The sequence below is a fragment of the Colwellia psychrerythraea genome (genome assembly GCF_000764225.1).
GTDB classification, from domain to species: domain Bacteria; phylum Pseudomonadota; class Gammaproteobacteria; order Enterobacterales; family Alteromonadaceae; genus Colwellia; species Colwellia psychrerythraea_D.
Genome location: NZ_JQED01000017.1, coordinates 225,013 through 242,323, shown reverse-complemented (window position 1 = coordinate 242,323; position 17,311 = coordinate 225,013). Strand labels below are relative to the sequence as shown.

General features: G+C 37.4%; 11 protein-coding genes. 8 read left to right on the top strand and 3 right to left on the bottom strand.

Annotated features, from left to right (window positions below):
- Positions 1 to 67 precede the first annotated feature (67 nt).
- Positions 68 to 823, top strand: coding sequence for an MBL fold metallo-hydrolase (locus tag ND2E_RS11635; protein ID WP_033093695.1), 756 nt, complete (start codon positions 68 to 70; stop codon positions 821 to 823).
- A gap of 134 nt (positions 824 to 957) precedes the next feature.
- Here ND2E_RS11635 and ND2E_RS11640 read toward each other — a convergent pair whose 3' ends face one another.
- Positions 958 to 3,387, bottom strand: coding sequence for a hypothetical protein (locus tag ND2E_RS11640; RefSeq protein ID WP_033093694.1), 2,430 nt, complete (start codon positions 3,385 to 3,387; stop codon positions 958 to 960).
- A gap of 827 nt (positions 3,388 to 4,214) precedes the next feature.
- Between ND2E_RS11640 and ND2E_RS11645 the strand changes: the two genes are divergently transcribed.
- A complete protein-coding gene (locus ND2E_RS11645) occupies positions 4,215 to 6,020 on the top strand; it encodes an ABC transporter ATP-binding protein/permease (RefSeq protein ID WP_033093693.1) in 1,806 nt (601 codons plus the stop codon).
- Between the two features lie 98 nt (positions 6,021 to 6,118).
- Here the strand turns inward: ND2E_RS11645 and yihA are convergent, their stop codons facing one another.
- Positions 6,119 to 6,784 (bottom strand): ribosome biogenesis GTP-binding protein YihA/YsxC, encoded by a 666-nt coding sequence (yihA, locus tag ND2E_RS11650; protein WP_033093774.1) that lies wholly within the window; start codon positions 6,782 to 6,784, stop codon positions 6,119 to 6,121.
- Positions 6,785 to 7,028: 244 nt separating this feature from the next.
- On the opposite strand from yihA, the gene ND2E_RS23660 reads away from it, so the two are divergent.
- The 5 genes from ND2E_RS23660 to ND2E_RS11675 all read left to right on the top strand — a co-directional run bounded on the left by ND2E_RS23660 (position 7,029) and on the right by ND2E_RS11675 (position 14,092).
- Positions 7,029 to 7,982 carry a c-type cytochrome gene (locus ND2E_RS23660; protein WP_033093692.1) on the top strand — a complete coding sequence of 318 codons (954 nt, stop codon included), beginning with the start codon at positions 7,029 to 7,031 and terminating at the stop codon, positions 7,980 to 7,982.
- Between the two features lie 110 nt (positions 7,983 to 8,092).
- Complete coding sequence (locus ND2E_RS11660) at positions 8,093 to 8,743, top strand: paraquat-inducible protein A (RefSeq protein ID WP_052056483.1); 651 nt, start codon at positions 8,093 to 8,095, stop codon at positions 8,741 to 8,743.
- Complete coding sequence (locus ND2E_RS11665; protein ID WP_033093691.1) at positions 8,730 to 9,404, top strand: paraquat-inducible protein A; 675 nt, start codon at positions 8,730 to 8,732, stop codon at positions 9,402 to 9,404. The genes ND2E_RS11660 and ND2E_RS11665 overlap by 14 nt, the downstream gene beginning before the upstream one ends.
- A 2-nt stretch (positions 9,405 to 9,406) precedes the next feature.
- The gene (locus ND2E_RS11670; protein WP_033093690.1) at positions 9,407 to 12,502 is read left to right on the top strand and encodes an MlaD family protein; all 3,096 of its coding nucleotides are present in this window, start codon (positions 9,407 to 9,409) and stop codon (positions 12,500 to 12,502) included.
- 609 nt (positions 12,503 to 13,111) lie between these two features.
- Positions 13,112 to 14,092, top strand: a complete 981-nt coding sequence (locus tag ND2E_RS11675) for a methylenetetrahydrofolate reductase (protein WP_033093689.1) — start codon at positions 13,112 to 13,114, stop codon at positions 14,090 to 14,092.
- Positions 14,093 to 14,153: 61 nt separating this feature from the next.
- Here ND2E_RS11675 and ND2E_RS11680 read toward each other — a convergent pair whose 3' ends face one another.
- A complete protein-coding gene (locus ND2E_RS11680; RefSeq protein ID WP_052056481.1) occupies positions 14,154 to 15,416 on the bottom strand; it encodes a GGDEF domain-containing protein in 1,263 nt (420 codons plus the stop codon).
- Between the two features lie 406 nt (positions 15,417 to 15,822).
- Here ND2E_RS11680 and ND2E_RS11685 point away from each other — a divergent pair, with 406 nt between their 5' ends.
- Positions 15,823 to 17,247, top strand: coding sequence for a sigma-54 interaction domain-containing protein (locus tag ND2E_RS11685; RefSeq protein WP_033093688.1), 1,425 nt, complete (start codon positions 15,823 to 15,825; stop codon positions 17,245 to 17,247).
- Positions 17,248 to 17,311 lie beyond the last annotated feature (64 nt).

Below are 17,311 nucleotides of genomic sequence, written 5' to 3'. Positions count from 1 at the left end.
CAGAGGCATAGCTTTTCTTTTACAGTATAAAGCGATAATTAAATTATGACTGAACTGTACTATCATTATGAAATTACACCACATAGATGGGCACATCCAAACAATTTTACTCGCTGAGTACCCCAACAAGCTGCTATTGCTTGATGGATGCTGTCGTTCAGACATTTCAATGCTTAAGCTATTTATCACTAAGACCTTACAAAGGCCTTTCAATGATTTATCGTTAGTCGTGGTAACACACATGCACCCAGATCATGCCGGTGCTGCCAATAAACTACGAAAGCTCACGGGCTGTAAAGTGGCAGCTGCCAATGTTAGTGGACAATGGTATTCAGGTATTGATGGCCGTCTCATGCACCTTACCGACATACTATTAGCTAAATGGGTAGCAAAGCGCATGAAGAAACCTCGCCTCAATTTTTGGTATTCTAGTCAATTAACCGCTGATTATAAACTTAATGATGGTGAGCAATTACCTGGTTTTTCTGAATGGAAAGCACTAGCAACCCAAGGCCATACAGATAGAGATATCTCTTTACACCACTTACCTAGCAATAAGATCTATGTTGCTGATTTAATAGTGAAGGTTAAAAATAGATTCATCCCCCCCTTCCCTATTTTTTACCCGAATAGATATCGAGCTTCATTACATAAAATTATCACCTTAAAGCCTGAGAGTATTATTCTTGCCCATGGCGGTGAAGTCACTCCAACACAGCTTGATTACCAACATTTATTGTCTTTGGCGCCTAAAATACCAAAAACGCATTGGCGATCAGTTAAAGCGCGATTATTCAAACCGTTTAAAACATCTAGTAATTAATTAGATTCAATGTGGCAAATTGTAAGTTAACAAAACAATCTACACCTAAGTTAAACGCATGATTTTTGAATAAGATAAAGGCATCTAGTATGCCATAGAAAGCCTCTACTTTATAGTAGAGGCGAATCAAGTAATTAATTTCCAGAAACTAGTAAGCTTCTATTACCTGTAGAAATATCAATAGCAAAAATTCCTTTTAATTCAGTATCAATGGCAAATAGTCTATTTTTATTACTATCATAACTTAGTGCTGATAACTGACTGAAAGGCACCCCGCCTCCTACTCCATTAGATGACAATAAGCTACTCACGCCAGTCGTTAAGTTTACTTTATAAATAAATCTCCAACCCATAATGACAAAGGTTCCATCTTCCAAAAATAAAGAGTCATTAACTGCTGACATTACTCTAGTATCAATATCATTAGCTATTAATGATCTTTCACCGCTAGCGATATCTATCTCAATAATATCAACACCCTTTTCATCTGATGGGTTTTGAATAACAAGCAAGCTCTTATTCTTTGATTGAAATGAAATTGAGTTCGGCTTATTGAAAGCAGCACCTGAATGAGTTGCATTGCTTGATATAAGTGTTTTAATACCTGTCGCCAGTTCGACTTGTATTATATTTACTTCAGCTTCATTATTTTGATAATTTGGCGCATCGAGAATATAGGCATAAGTATTTTTATCATCTAGAACAACATCAATTGGATTGATAAGGTTAACTTCATCTTCAACACTATACTCAGTTATAACTTCTCGTTTAGTACCTTCTGTACTTACCAACAATAAAGATGGCTCATTAATTTCTGAATTATTAATGATAATTAAACTATTATCATCCGTATTTAAAGCTAAACCAATTTGATTAACAACATCAGAAGTCCCTGTAGTTAAATTACTTACCGTCTGCTTTAGAAGATCAAAGTTATAAACACCGTGGCTATTAAAAAACAATGCTTGTGATTTGTTCGAAAACTCAATGCTATAACCATTATTGATTTGAAGGCCTTGACCCGTTTTAATCGCAATGACTTTTTCAAATTTATCTTGCCCTAACACGCCTGTATTAATAGAGTTGTCACTGTAATTGAAGGTATAGAAACTATCATTATCACCTAAACCAAGTGAACGTGACTCTACAGGTGTTGGTAATGATATGCGCTCTTTAGTGGTCAAACTAAGTGCCGTAATACCTTCCCCCCGATTTGAAAATATTAAACGATTATTCTTACCATCAAAAAATAAATTCTCTGGTGAATCTAATGCTGTACCAGAACCGGTTTTATTATCACCTATTATTATTCTATTCCCCGTAAGAAGATCAACTTCTAGCATCGCAGAATTTGAGGAAACATAAGCTAAATTATTATCTGAATTCACGGCCAAGCCATTTGGCATTTCCAATAGAGGCCCTGCTCCTATAGCAACACTGGAAAGAGTTGTTCTATTTCCTGTTAATAAATTAACTTCAACTAATGATTGATTATTATAGTCAGGAATTAATACTGCTTCATTGTACAAAGCCATTTGGCCCGAATTATTACTTAGTAAATCTCCTGTACCTACGTGCTCACCTGAAAGAATTGAATGTGCTTTAGTAGTTAAATCTATGGCAACAAGGCTCTTCACAAACCATATACTACCATCTGATTTAGGCACATCCATAACGGCTAACAAGCGATTATTAGTGCTATCTAGTAAAATCGAAGATACCCAAGAGTAGCCATATTTCTTCGGGTCAAAGATAACCGTAGATGAACTGCCATCAAGGTTCACTTTTACTATTAAACGTGTACCTTGATCATTTAGATACATAAAACCATTGGTGTTATCTACAGCTATTTCCTTAACTGACACCAATGGTTGTAACCCTTGTACTGAAATGGTATCTGAGTAGGTAATACCTTCAATTATAACCTCAGCGGTAATGCTCGCTTTGGCAGGATTTTCAACTTCTAGCAGCCAATATTTTCCGGAATCATCGATTGGTGTGGCAGAATGACCATTTATGGATACCTGTGCATCGACTCCTACTGTCACAACACCAGACTCATGTTCCGCAATTTTGGCAACTACCTTATAAGTATCACCACCACCTATATTACTGTTTTCAACAGGAGATGTAATTTCAATCGAAATATCATTAATAATAGTAACTTCTATACTTGCAGTGACTGTCAATTCACTATCTGAAATAGTAAGCTCTACATTATATCTATTATCCAGATCACTATCTGAGGGAGTTTCATAATCAGGAGCAGATTTGAACGAAAGCTTCCCTGTTGCTATGTTAAAACTGAAAAGATCGGCATCATCGCCAGAAAAGCTCGAAGTTAAGTTATCATTTTCAGCATCATAAACAGTGAGACTATCAATAATAAGTGCATTGTTTTCAACCATTTGATATGTGCTAGTATAGTCGCTTATTGTTGGAGCGGTATTTGTTACTGCAGCTTTAGTTGGTGTTGATTCAGCGTCTTCACCCCCCCCGCCACAAGCAGAAATTAAGACAGTGAAAGCCAAACAAAGAAGTGGATTATAGTAATTTTTTAACATTTATTTTCCTTAATAAAAGTTAACTTCAGACTCGTATGAGCTGAATATGATTTTTAATGACTTATATTGGTATTTCAAATAACCATACCAATGTAAATTTTTTGTTAAAATACATGAATCTTCACATATTGTAAATAATGCCTTGCAATCAAGAGGCTAGTATAAAGCTGCTTAACTACATTTTATTGGCTCTTACTTAACGTAATACATCTAGCCATGTTGGCAATATCAAAGTGATTTAATTATTAGATGAGTAGCAGAGAAAATATTATCAAAAATAAGTGATTACTTTCTACCCTTAAGCCTACCTACGTCCTTGCAACTTGAGTATACAAAGCCTTAAAAGTTCATTTTCTGTCGCTGGTCTTATTAATATTCATGGTTAATATATAAACAAATCGTTCAATAATGATCTAAATCAAAGAAAAAGAGTAATTACTCTATAAATCGCTTTACTTGTGTAGAGTTGTTACTCTATAATTACTTTGTTCTTAAGCGAACACTTATTGTAATAATTTTTTTGTAGCTTCCCCATAAGCTTTGCCGATGCGATTCACAACTACTTAATAGTTCTGAAAATACCATCGGCTTTTTTTTATCTGCGAAAACATCAACTCTCTGCCACAGTATTTCTTTCTGTTACATTTTTTACATCGGATTCCAGTAAAACTTTCTAGTTCAATGCGGAGGTAAAGCGTAAACTACTGATCATTAATTCATGTACTTGTCACTAATACCCTTAATGACTAGTAATACCAATTGAATAGGTAGACCATCTTAGATGGCCGAACAATTAATTCTATTGGAACAACAACCCCTGAGATTTTATGTCTGATCAATCTACTGCTAATGATCTAGCTGAGCATACTTCACTAGAAAGTTCGAAAAATAAAAAGATCTCCATTCTGTTGGAGCTAATACAGTTCATTCACCCTTATAAAAGTCAGGTGATAGCCGCTTTTATTGCACTGCTATTTACCGCAGGTGTTATGCTTTCAGTGGGTCAAGGGGTGAGAATGCTTATCGATGAGGGTTTTTCGCAACAATCTATAGAGCAATTACAGCAAGCCGTACAATTTATATTGGCTATTACGGTATTGATTGCTGGAGGAACATTTTTCCGTTTTTACTTGGTCTCTTGGTTAGGTGAGCGAGTCAGTGCTGATATTCGCTTGGCCGTTTTTAATCATGTCATCACCTTACACCCCAGCTATTTTGAAACAAATGGTAGCGGCGATATCATGTCGCGTATAACCACTGACACTACTTTACTGCAAAGCATTATTGGCTCTTCTTTCTCCATGGCTATCCGTAGTGCACTCATGCTATTAGGTGCTTTAGTAATGCTATTTGCTACCAATATCAAGTTAACTTTTATTGTTTTGCTGTCAGTACCTTTTATTTTAGTACCTATATTATTCTATGGTCGTAAGGTCAGAAAATTATCACGTAAAAGCCAAGACTCAATGGCTGATGTTGGTAGCTATGCCGGTGAGGCAATTGAACATATTAAAACAGTACAAAGTTATACCCACGAACAACATGAAAGACTCTCTTTTAGCAAGGAAGTTGAAAAGTCCTTTTCAATTGGCCGAAACCGCATAAAACAACGTGCCACATTAATTGCTGGCGTTATTATTATAGTTTTTGGTGCAATTACTGGCATGTTATGGGTCGGTGGTAGTGATGTCATTCAGGGTAAAATGAGCGGTGGTGATTTAGGGGCCTTTGTTTTTTATGCTATTTTGGTGGCTTCTTCACTAGCAACTATTTCTGAAGTATTAGGGGAACTACAACGTGCTGCAGGTGCTACCGAAAGATTAATTGAGATATTACAGGTTAAAAGTCATATTCTTCCTCCAGTTGAAAATGCTAGCTCAGCTCAGGCACTCAATGCCCAAATTGCTTTTGAAGGGGTTAGTTTTAATTACCCTTCTCGACCAGATCAGGCAGCAACCCAAGCACTGAACCTAACCGCTGAACAAGGTAAAGTATTAGCGCTTGTCGGCCCGTCTGGTGCAGGTAAAACTACATTATTTGAGTTATTACAACGCTTTTATGATCCGCAAGTTGGCCGTATTACCTTAGGTGGTATTGATATAAAACAGCTTGAGCCAAAAGACCTTCGCCAACAAATGGCCCTTGTACCACAACAACCCGCCCTTTTTAGTAGTGACGTTTTTCATAATATTCGTTACGGCAAACCTGATGCTAGTGATGAAGAAGTAATTTCAGCAGCTAAAAAAGCTCATGCTCATGAGTTTATTATTAACTTACCTGAAGGTTATAACAGCTTTCTAGGTGAACGTGGAGTGCGGTTATCCGGCGGTCAGCGCCAACGTATTGCGATTGCACGTGCCATATTAAAAGACCCAAATATTTTATTACTAGATGAGGCGACCAGTGCCCTTGATAGTGAAAGCGAACAGCACGTACAACAAGCGTTAGAAGAGTTAATGCGTGGCCGCACAACGATTATCATTGCGCACCGACTTTCGACAATTCAACATGCAAATAAGATTGCCGTGTTAGAACAAGGTAGGATAATAGATACTGGCGATCACCAATCATTGTTGAAGAAATGTGAATTATATCAACGATTGGTGGAACTACAGTTTAAAAAATTGGCTTAATTGCTAAAGTGAGAAAACATAAAAAAGGAGAATAGCGTTATGCGTTCTCCTGTTATAGCGGTGCGATGGGCAAATTTAACTTTTACTTCTGCAGAATATTATTCACCTTCAAAAGAGTCATCAAAATCATCTTCTTCTGGTAATTCACCGTCTTGAACTTCTTGTTCAAGCCAACCACAAATAATGGCATCCGCTTGTTCTTTGCCGGTATATTTGAGTGATGAAAAAGCCTGAACTTTAATATCAGCATTTAATGTTGATAATGCCTTTTTCACGGCCAATACTTCAGCGCTACGTTTACCTTGCGAGAGCTTGTCACACTTGGTTAATAAAGCTAAAACAGGTAAATCACTATCAGCAGCCCACTGTATTAAATCCATGTCTAAGTCTTTTAAAGGGTGACGGATATCCATCAAGACCACTATGCCTTTCAGACACTGACGTTTCTCTAAATATTCACCCAGTGCTTTTTGCCATTTTTTCTTCATTGCTAATGGCACTTGCGCAAAACCATAACCGGGCAAATCGACAAGGCGTCGATTCTCTGCTACCTCAAAGACATTGATAAGCTGAGTTCGACCAGGAGTTTTACTAATGCGCGCCAAACCACGTTGATTGGTTAGCGTATTCAAAGCGCTTGATTTACCCGCATTAGAACGCCCAGCAAAGGCAACTTCAATTCCAGAATCAGCTGGTAAACGACGAATATCTGGAGCGCTAATGGTAAAGGCGGCTTTAGTTAAATGTATCTTTGTAGAAGACAAGGGCTTTACTCGTGTAAAATTTTCGTCATTATAGCGTTTTTCTTTCACTTTTATTATTAAAAAAATGCATAAAACGGTGAATTTATAGTTTTTTTTGCTCAATTTTTACGTATCCACTATTACACAGGACTAATATTCGTGTAAAATGCCGGCATCCATCATACTTTTTTTATCATTTCTTAATTAGATAGCTAACATTTTGTTCTAACAGCTAGGTAATTAATGACAAGCAGAGAGCAACTCAATGAAAAAAATTATCTTTTCGCTATTTGTAGCTTTAAGTTCAGTAAGTGCTGTACAAGCCGCAGATGCTAACGCAGGCAAAGAAAAAGCAGGTGCTTGTAGCGCTTGTCATGGTCCTACAGGTGTTAGTGGAAGTCCTATGTTCCCTAACATTGCCGGCCAAAATGACGCTTATCTTATAAAACAACTAAAAGATTTTAAGTCTGGTGCTCGTACCGATGCCATGATGGCACCGATGGCTGCTAACTTATCTGATGAAGATATGGCTGATTTAGCCGCTCACTTTTCTGGTTTGCCAAGTGCAAATGAGCAGGCAGCATCATCAGGTGCAGACGCAAGTACTGATGCTGCACCAGCGAGTGCTCCAGCAGCAGGAAACGTAGAAATCGTGACTTCTACACCAGCCGCAGCACTTTATGCAGGCAATGTAGCCGCAGGTCAAAATAAATCAGCAGCATGTGCTGCTTGTCATGGTGCCGATGGCAATAGCTTAGTGCCTACATACCCAAGTCTTGCTGGTCAAAGCGCTAACTATATTGCTAAGCAATTAGCTGATTTTAAATCAGGTAACCGTAAAGACCCAGTAATGGCTGGTATGGTTGCAGGTCTTTCTCAAGAAGATATGAATGACTTAGCTGCATACTTTGCAGTGCAAAACACTCAAGCTGGTACGGGTGAGTCAAATGCAGCAGGCCATAAATTATACTTAGGCGGCGATGCAGCTAAAGGCATTACAGCATGTATTGCTTGTCATGGCGTAAATGGTAAAGGTATGAAACAAGCAGGTTTCCCTGGTCTTACTGGTCAAAGTAAAGATTACTTGAAAAAGCAACTTGCTAGCTTCCGTGATGGTAGTCGTGGTAATGACAACAGCGCTATTATGCGCAATATCTCGATTAAACTATCAGATGCTGATATCGAGGCAGTTTCTCAATACATCACGTCATTAAAATAATAATGGCTTGGTTGCTTCATTAATAAGTTTATATAAAGCAGCGTTTATCGCTGCTTTTTTTTCATTGTACTTTTGAATAATATGTAAGTAGATGGATAACTAACAGCAAAATGAACAACAAAATTAACACCTCATTATTTGTCGCTTGTCAGCAATGTGATGCGCTATATGACAAACCACATTTAAAACAAGGACAACTTGCCAAATGCAATCGTTGTGGCAGCACTTTAATAGAACGCAAAGTCGATTCTATTGAGCGTAGCTTTAATTGGTCTCTCGCCGGTTTAATGTTAATGCTACCCGCAATTATGTTACCTATTATGGGGGTAACCTTGGCAGGTCAATTTCATCAAGCGTCTTTATTTGATTGTATTTTAGTATTAATTGATCGTGGCTTTTTTATGATTGCCAGTTTAGTTTTTCTATTCGCTATCGCTGTGCCCATTGTCCGTTTAGCCGGTGCGCTTTATATTTCCTACAGTTTTAAATTCAACAAGCTAAGACCTTCCTTATTGAACTTCTTTCGTGCCTATCATCACCTTGATAACTGGGCCATGCTCAATGTCTTTATGCTGGGTATTGTTGTGTCTATGTATAAGTTAATTGATGACACTGAGCTATCAGTAAACCTTGGCTTATTAGCTTTTATTTTTTGGTTAATATGTTCTACCATGTCGGCTGTAGCTCTCGACCAAGACTACATTTGGGACAAGCTTGAAAAAGCTTTTGCTAAAGCTGAGGTACAAGATGAAAACAGCTAAACAACTTAACCTTACGTTATGCCCTAAGTGCCATAAGCTTAATAGTTTAAAAGCAGAACCTCAGCAATGTAGTCGCTGTAATGGTAAGTTTTATCAACGAAAACGTAACAGTTTACAATACACTTTGGCATGGAATCTTGCTGCTTTATTAGCCTTTATACCTGCAAACCTTTATCCGATAATGATTGTTTATCAATTGGGTATTGGTGATGAGGCAACTATTCTGTCTGGCATCGGTGAATTTATAGACCATGGCTTATATCCAATTGCCGTTATTATCTTTACTGCCAGCATCATAGTACCTTTATTAAAAATCATTGGTTTATTTGTGTTAGTTTATAAAGCGTATACAGGGATCCGTTTAAAGCCCGACAAACATAGTAAAATTTACCATATACTTGAAGTGTTAGGTCCTTGGTCAATGCTTGATGTCTTTGTTGTTGCTTTAATGGTAACAGTGGTTGAACTTGGCTTTGTAACTTCTGTAGCCGCAGGACCTGCTATCAATTACTTTACCATTACGGTAATTTTTACCATGTTCGCCGCAAACAGTTTTGACCCTCGACTGTTATGGGATAAAAAAGCGGATAAAAAATCAGTAATACAAGCGCCATCATTATCGGATAACTTGTCAGGCGAGATACCAAGGAATAAAGGATAGAAATGACTAATAAAAAAGCTAGTGCTGCCTCTGAACATAACGAAAATGATAATTCCCACGCAGAAGTTGTGCCTCGTCAAGGCATCTCTATTATTTGGTTTGTGCCTTTTATAGCGCTAATTTTTGGCTTATGGCTAACCGTAAAGGTAGTCTCTGAACAAGGAACCTTTATCACGATAGAGTTTGATAACGGCTCTGGCATCATTCCCAATAAAACAGAAATTCGTTATAAAGGTTTAGTCACTGGTTTAGTGAAAAAAGTGGTGCCATCTGACGACTTACAACGTGTTATTGCCGAAGTAGAAATTTCTAAAAACTTTACCGACTACCTTACTGAAAATACCCGTTTTTGGTTAGTCAGTGCAGATATTTCACTGCAAGGTGTTTCTGGGTTAGATACACTGATATCAGGTAGTTATATCACAATTATGCCAGATACTAATCAAGAGGCAGATAGCCAAGATCATTTTGTCGCGTTAACAGAAGCGCCTACCTTAGATATGTCAACGCCTGGCTTACACCTTACTTTGCACACCGATGTCTTAGGCTCTATAAGTGAAAATTCCCCTATTAGTTTCAAGCAGATCCCTATTGGCCATGTTACCGGTTATCACTACAAGGAAAGCAGTAAAAAAATCGGTATTAATATTTATATCAAACCTGAATTCGCCCACTTAGTAAAAGAGAATTCTTTATTTTATAATACCAGCGGCGTGCAAGTCACCGCTTCTCTTTCTGCTGGAGTGAAAGTTAACACCGAGTCATTAGCCTCTATCATGGCAGGCGGAATATCCGTTGATAACTTAAGTTATCAAACAGAATTGGCCCCTGCTAAAAATGGTCAAACGTTTCCCTTGCATGCTGACTTTCAATCAGCTGAAATGGGTCATGAAGTTGAATTAACATTAGAATGGAACTCTGGCATAGATCACAATGCCGCTATTTTATATCAGGGCTTAACCATAGGCGTTATTGAGTCATTCAGTAAAATAGACCCGGTAAGTCGAAAAATAACCGCAGTAGCTAAAGTGAATCCTCGCGTGGTACCTTATTTAACGGATCAGTCACAATTTTATATTGTTGCACCGCAAATTAGCCTTTCAGGTTTATCAAATGCTAAGACGTTATTAACCGGAAACTATCTAAGTATCAGGCCGTCTTTAGCAGGTAACCCAAGGAACAAATTTACTGTATTTAGTAGCAAACCCCCGTATAAATATACTGAGCCAGGGTTGCACTTAATGTTAACGAGTAATGATCTAAGCTCATTACAAGTTGGTAGTAGTGTATATTACAAACAGCAAGTTGTTGGTAATATACAAGCTATTGAAACAACGGCACCAGATCGCCATTTAATTCATATCCATGTACAACCAAAGTTTAGTCATTATGTGAATCAAAATAGTCGTTTTTACAATAATTCTGGCATTAAAATATCTGCAAATTTACTAGGCGTCGATATCCAAGCTCAGTCATTACAGAGTATGTTAACGGGCGGTATAGCTTTTACTAACCAAGACAATGCACAAGAATCACAAAAAAAATCGGTGAAAAATGGCGATAGTTTTTCACTCTATGCTAATAATAAACTTGCCGAACAAAATATTAACTTTACACTAAATTATAGCGCTAGCGAGCGATTAAGTGCTGATACACGGCTTTTATATCGCGGTGTAGAAATTGGCGCAATTCATCAAGCCAAGTTCCAAGGTAATAAGCAACAGCTACAATTAGGGTTATTACCTGAATACCAACATATTTTAAAAGCTGATACACAATTCTATCTAGTTAAGCCCAACTTAAGTCTTTCTGGTGCGAGTGATACTGATGCATTATTCGGTGGCGCTTACATCACCTTTAATCTTGGCCAAGGTAAAGACAAAAATCAATTCACTTTATTTAGCCAGCCGCCAGTAAAACTTGCAAGTTCACCCGGTTTACAACTTTCTTTATCAACCGATCATGCTAATGTTGCAACACCTGGAAGCGCTGTTAGCTATCGTGGAATTATTATTGGCCAGGTAGACAATGTTAGCCTAAATAAAGTAGACGACGAGATTCAAGTCAACATCACAATTGACGATGAACACCGAGATTTATTGCATGGCACCAGCCGTTTTTATAATGCTGGCGGATTGACTATTTCCGGTGGTTTAAGTGATTTTGTTGTAAAAACAGAATCAATTGATAGCATTTTACGCGGCGGCATTAGCTTTTATAATCCTGAAACATCACTAACGCGCTCCTCTTCAACAAACAATCAAATCGCTGAGCTTTCTAACTTCACCTTATTTAAACATGAAGAGCATGCCAAAAATGCAGGGAAAACGATTAGCATCCATTTTAATGATATCTCTGGCTTAAAAGTAAATACAAAAGTGATTTACCAAGAGCAAACCTTAGGTGCAATCGAGCGTTTAATATTTTCTGATGACAAAATTGGCGTTACCGCCTTAGTACTATTAAATGATTTAGGTAGTCAATTCGCTCGTCAAGGAACAAAGTTTTGGAAAGTTGAGCCACAAATTGGACTGGTAGGGTCGAAAAATGTTGCCGCTTTACTTGATGGTGCCTTTATTGGTTTACTACCATCATATGATGTAAAAGCTACACTAAAGAACGAATTCGAAGCACTTGAGTTAGCTCCCACTGTTGAGCAGCTGAATTATGGCTTAAATGTCAAATTAACGGCAACACGTCTTGGCTCAGTTCGTGTAGGTAATCCTGTGCTATATCGTCAAATAAAGGTCGGTAAAGTCATCGGAATTGATTTATCTGCTACGGCTGACCAAGTAAATATATTTATCAATATTGCCAAACGCTATGCACCACTTGTTAACGAGAAAAGTCAGTTTTGGAATACTAGTGGTATTAATATAGAAGCAGGTATTTTCTCCGGCATAAATATTGATTCTGAATCGATAGAAACATTAATTGCAGGAGGTATTGCCTTTGCCACACCTGATTTTGATAATAAAAATAATACAGAGCCTGATACTGAAATTAAAACAATTGCCTTACCTTCAAGCTTTATCTTACATCAAGACGTCGATAAAGACTGGCTAGAGTGGCAGCCAAAAATAGTCCTTAACGAATAACAAGTAAAAGCAGAAATGATGTAGACACAAGCTATCATAAAAACGATGTTATTGTTTATCCTATAGAGTTAAAGATTTAATGTGTGATATTGGTTGAAGATGATGCAGGAGAATAAGCTCAACTCCTACATCATCTTCAACAATAAGCTTAGCTAATATCGGCCACACGGCACCCATGCATCAGTATTAGCAAAATGAACAATGCTGCTTTCCCTTAGACTTTCTTTTTGGCTAATAGTGGCTTCTTCACAAGCTTGTGAAAGCTACTCTCTATTCAAAAACCGATTGATACTTTTAAGCTCAAAGCCTATTACCCTTTATTACGTCTCGCTGCATAGATCCGATAGTTATAGCCTCTAACTTTTAATCTCCAGTTTGCAGGGGGCATGAATATGCCCCTTAGTAACGTCACAAGTTAAACCATTGAATTAAAATGATTAATTTAAGGTACGTTACAATCAAGTCGTATTTGCATAACCCGAACAAAATTCAGTTTGTAAGCAAAGTGAATAAAATTTCAACTTATCCTGCACTCAGTGGTTGACAAAAGAAGTTAATTGAATGAACATATAGCCATCTAAACGTCTAAAGAAAGTAAGAAGAAATATTTTGAACACACAGTCAGAGCTTCAAGCCAGATATAATGATATAAATCGAGGGGTCTACTTTATTGGTACAACACCACCTAAAAGTGATACACCACTTGATAAAGTGACCGAGATTGCAGAAAAGCTGCTTGATCGCGTCAGTGATATCGACTTTGATGGCCTAATTGTTTATGACATTCAAGATGAAAATTCGCGTATTAGCAAACCTAGACCTTTTCCATTTAAATCAACCCATGATACCCGGCTTTATTCTTCTTTATTGAATAAAAAGTCAACTCGCCCTGTCATTACTTATAAAAGCGTTGTTCAATCGAATTGCAATGATTTTAATGAATGGGCGAACGAAGCGTGGCAAAAATACGGTGTAAAAGATGTAGTATTGGTTGGTAGCCCATCAAAGGATAATAAAATATCTTTATCTTTGGCAGATGCTTATAAAACGTTAGTAGATAATCCGCATGACTTTTTCATTGGTGGCGTAACTATTGCTGAACGCCATGCAAGTAATAAAAATGAACATGAGCGTTTAATGGCAAAACATCAGCAAGGCTGTAGTTTCTTTATTTCGCAAGCGATATACAATCCACAAGCCACCATAGATTTACTCACTCGTTATGCCATTGAATGCCAAAAACAAGGTGTAAAACCACAACGGTTGATCTTAACGTTCTCTCCATGTGGCAGTGAAAAAACCTTAGAATTTATTGAATGGTTAGGCGTTAATGTTCCTGAAGCAACAAGTTTACGAATCCTGAACGCGCAGAGCCCTTTGTATGAATCAATTCAGTTTTGTGTCAATAGCTTGCAACAAATTTTAGATGCGGTACTTCCTTACGATTTACCTTTAGGCTTAAATATAGAGAGTTTAACAAATCGTAAGGAAGAAATAGACGGTTCCATTTTATTATACAAACTCTTACGTTCAAAAATGGATAATTTTTTAGCTAAAAAAGAATTATCGGCGTTAAATAACCAGTCATAGCGACTCGAAGGACTTATAAACTCAATAAACCACTGATTTATTGGTCCTTAAAGTTATTATTTTATGCTTGAATAGCTTGGTTGAAATCATCATCACAAATCACTTGGTCTCGCCCATTATTTTTTGCAAAGTAGAGTAAATCATCAGCGCGTTTTAACGTTTCATCTAAAATTTCACCTGGCTTTCTTTGGGTAACTCCGACACTCGAGGTGATCTTAAGTTCTGTATTATTAGCGAGAATGACTGGTTGACGGCTAATACTCAATGCCACCCTATTCGCGATATTTTTAGCATCACTCAGCTCAATATTAGGTAAAACGGCGACAAATTCTTCACCACCAAAACGTGCAACAATATCTGTTGTCCGTAACTCTTCTTGAATAATTTTAGCTACATTAACCAGTACCTTATCACCTACTGCATGACCATAATTATCATTAATTCGCTTAAAACGGTCTAAATCAAACATAATAAGTGAGTATACTTGCTGACCTTCATTACTACGTTGCGCCAACCTCAATAATACCCGTCGATTAATCAACTTGGTTAACGGATCCACGGTTGATTCTCTATAGAGCTTCATCAGCATAGATAATTGACCAACTTGTAACCATAAACTGATGCCCGCGAATAAAAGAAATAGCCATACACTATTAACAAGTAACCAAATAGATTGCTGAATAAAAAATACTTCATAGCTAATAAACGGAACCAAAATACCAACAATAACAATAACTCCGCCACTAATTGTCAAAGGAAACAAACCTAACATAGCCAATATAAAATATGGCAGCATGGCAAAAATACTTGGTATTTCATCTTTAGGTAAATCACTTACAATCATCATGCTAGCAACATAAAATATCATTGGTGCTAAAAAGGCCAGCGGCATAACAAATCGAACAGTAGTCACCTGTGCTCTAATTTTTAACAGGTACGCCAATGAGAATAATAATAAGGATAAAACAATTCGCGCTACAAGAAGCTCAAGCGCTTCAGCATTTGGAAAAAAGACAAAATCAAACCCTGAAAATATCGGCACAGACAAAGCAAAAAACATACACATAAACCAGAGGCGAATGGTTATGTAACTAGTACGCGTGGCAATAAAGTCATCTGAATGTAATTTAGTTGAAAGCAAATCACTTAACACGTGCCGGTCTAGAGTGAAATAAGAATTGAACAATGCTGAATCTTTTGAGCTTTTTCTTCGCTCATCACTGGCAGAAGCTGTATTACCTTGATCTTCAGTATCAAAGCTTTTGACAATAGGTTCCACATTATTATCAAATTTGTTTATTGTATTCTGTTTCTTATTCGTCATTTTTTATCTAATTAATGATTGAAAGTGAAGCGTCAGTACTCAGATATGCATATTGCAATGACTTATCGACAATGAATACATGACTAGCTAAATACCGTGAGTACTTAAACACAAAAATGTAATTCCAAAACCATAGTGCATCTGATACATGTAATATAAATGCATAAATTTACGAACGATTGATTGAAATCAACTTAACCTCGATAAAGCATAAAGGTTTCTTAACTTTTAGGAGTGAATTTCGTTCGAATATTTTTTAAATATAAACTCACTCGATCTGCTTGTACACACGCTTGAATATCACCACTTTATTGATCTCCCGCCAGATTTATCCTCCTATACCTGATAAACTGTGATTACGCCACGATATGTCGTGTATGTGATTTTTACCAAGAGAAACCAAGCTATGCCTGTAAATATAAAAGAATTTTTAGCTGACTCACAGCTACTTCTCAATGCCGTTGGCGAAGGGGTTTATGGTTTTGATCGAGACGGTAATGCAGTATTTGTAAATCCTGCGTCTGAACAAATGACCGGTTGGAAATCTGAAGAATTACTCGGTAAAAACATTCATAAATATCATCACCATACTCATGCTAATGGTGAGCATTATCCGAGTGAAGAGTGCAACATATATAATACGATGCGCGACGGTGTGGAACGCAAAATTACCGATGAAGTATTTTGGCGTAAAGATGGAACGAGCTTTCCGGTAGAATATACCTCAACCCCTGTCTTTAAAAATGGGGAGCTTATCGGTGCAGTTGCCGTTTTTCGTGATGTTAGTCAACAAAGGTTAGCGGATAGCAACCTTCGCGCGGCCTTAAAAAAAGTGCAAGATCTCACGGAAAAGCTACAAGCTGAGAACAGTTATTTACAAGAAGAAATAAATGAGAATTGGCATGGGTCAGGACTAGAAGGCAACAGCCCAAAATTTCTTGCCATGTTACAGCAAATAAAACTCGTTGCTCAAACAGATAGTACTGTTCTTATATTAGGTGAAAACGGTACAGGTAAAGAACTTGTAGCGCGAAATCTGCATCAATTAAGCCAACGTCACAATACTCCTTTAGTAAAAGTGAACTGTGCTGCATTTTCATCAAATTTATTAGAATCGGAGCTTTTTGGCCACGAAAAAGGCGCATTTACTGGTGCGAGTGAAAAAAGACGAGGACGCTTTGAGCTCGCCGATAAAGGCACGCTATTTTTAGACGAAATTGGTGAACTTTCCCCCGACGCACAAAGTAAGTTGTTACGTGTTTTACAGGAACGTGAATTTGAGCGTGTCGGAGGTAGCAAAACCATCAAGGTTGATATTCGTATTATAGCTGCTACCAACCAAAATTTACTTGCCATGGTTGAAGAAGGTAAATTTAGAATGGACTTGTATTACCGATTGAATGTCTTTCCCATTATTATGCCTTCATTAAGAGAGCGAATTGAAGATATTCCCTTGCTTTGCCACAGCATTTTAGCGCAACTTAATAGTAAACTGAATAAAGAGATTAAAAGCATAAGTAAGCATAGCTTAAATAAGTTGGCGAGTTATCATTGGCCTGGAAATATCAGAGAACTGCAGAATATTCTAGAGCGGGAAGTCATTCTAACCACTTCAACAACTTTGCATATTCAACAAAAATTTGATAAATCTCAATCGGTTGTGCGGACATTTAAAAAACCCCTAGCGGATATTGAAAAAGCCTATATTGTTGAAGTACTCAATGAATGTAACTGGCGAATTGGCGGTAAAAATGGTGCCGCAAAAATACTTGGCTTACCTGATAGTACCCTAAGGTCACGGATGATAAAGCTAAAAATACAGCGAAGTTGATCCTATTCCCTTGTAAATGGCCGCTCAAAATACACGATATATCGCACCAACACGATATATCGTG

Bases quoted from the DNA above. Each gene is read 5' to 3' on its own strand.
- ND2E_RS11665 (WP_033093691.1), top strand. From the start codon at position 8,730: ATGAAAACAGCTAAACAACTTAACCTTACGTTATGCCCTAAGTGCCAT.
- ND2E_RS23660 (WP_033093692.1), top strand. From the start codon at position 7,029: ATGAAAAAAATTATCTTTTCGCTATTTGTAGCTTTAAGTTCAGTAAGT.
- ND2E_RS11660 (WP_052056483.1), top strand. From the start codon at position 8,093: ATGAACAACAAAATTAACACCTCATTATTTGTCGCTTGTCAGCAATGT.
- ND2E_RS11685 (WP_033093688.1), top strand. From the start codon at position 15,823: ATGCCTGTAAATATAAAAGAATTTTTAGCTGACTCACAGCTACTTCTC.
- ND2E_RS11640 (WP_033093694.1), bottom strand. From the start codon at position 3,387: ATGTTAAAAAATTACTATAATCCACTTCTTTGTTTGGCTTTCACTGTC.
- ND2E_RS11670 (WP_033093690.1), top strand. From the start codon at position 9,407: ATGACTAATAAAAAAGCTAGTGCTGCCTCTGAACATAACGAAAATGAT.
- ND2E_RS11635 (WP_033093695.1), top strand. From the start codon at position 68: ATGAAATTACACCACATAGATGGGCACATCCAAACAATTTTACTCGCT.
- ND2E_RS11680 (WP_052056481.1), bottom strand. From the start codon at position 15,416: ATGACGAATAAGAAACAGAATACAATAAACAAATTTGATAATAATGTG.
- ND2E_RS11645 (WP_033093693.1), top strand. From the start codon at position 4,215: ATGTCTGATCAATCTACTGCTAATGATCTAGCTGAGCATACTTCACTA.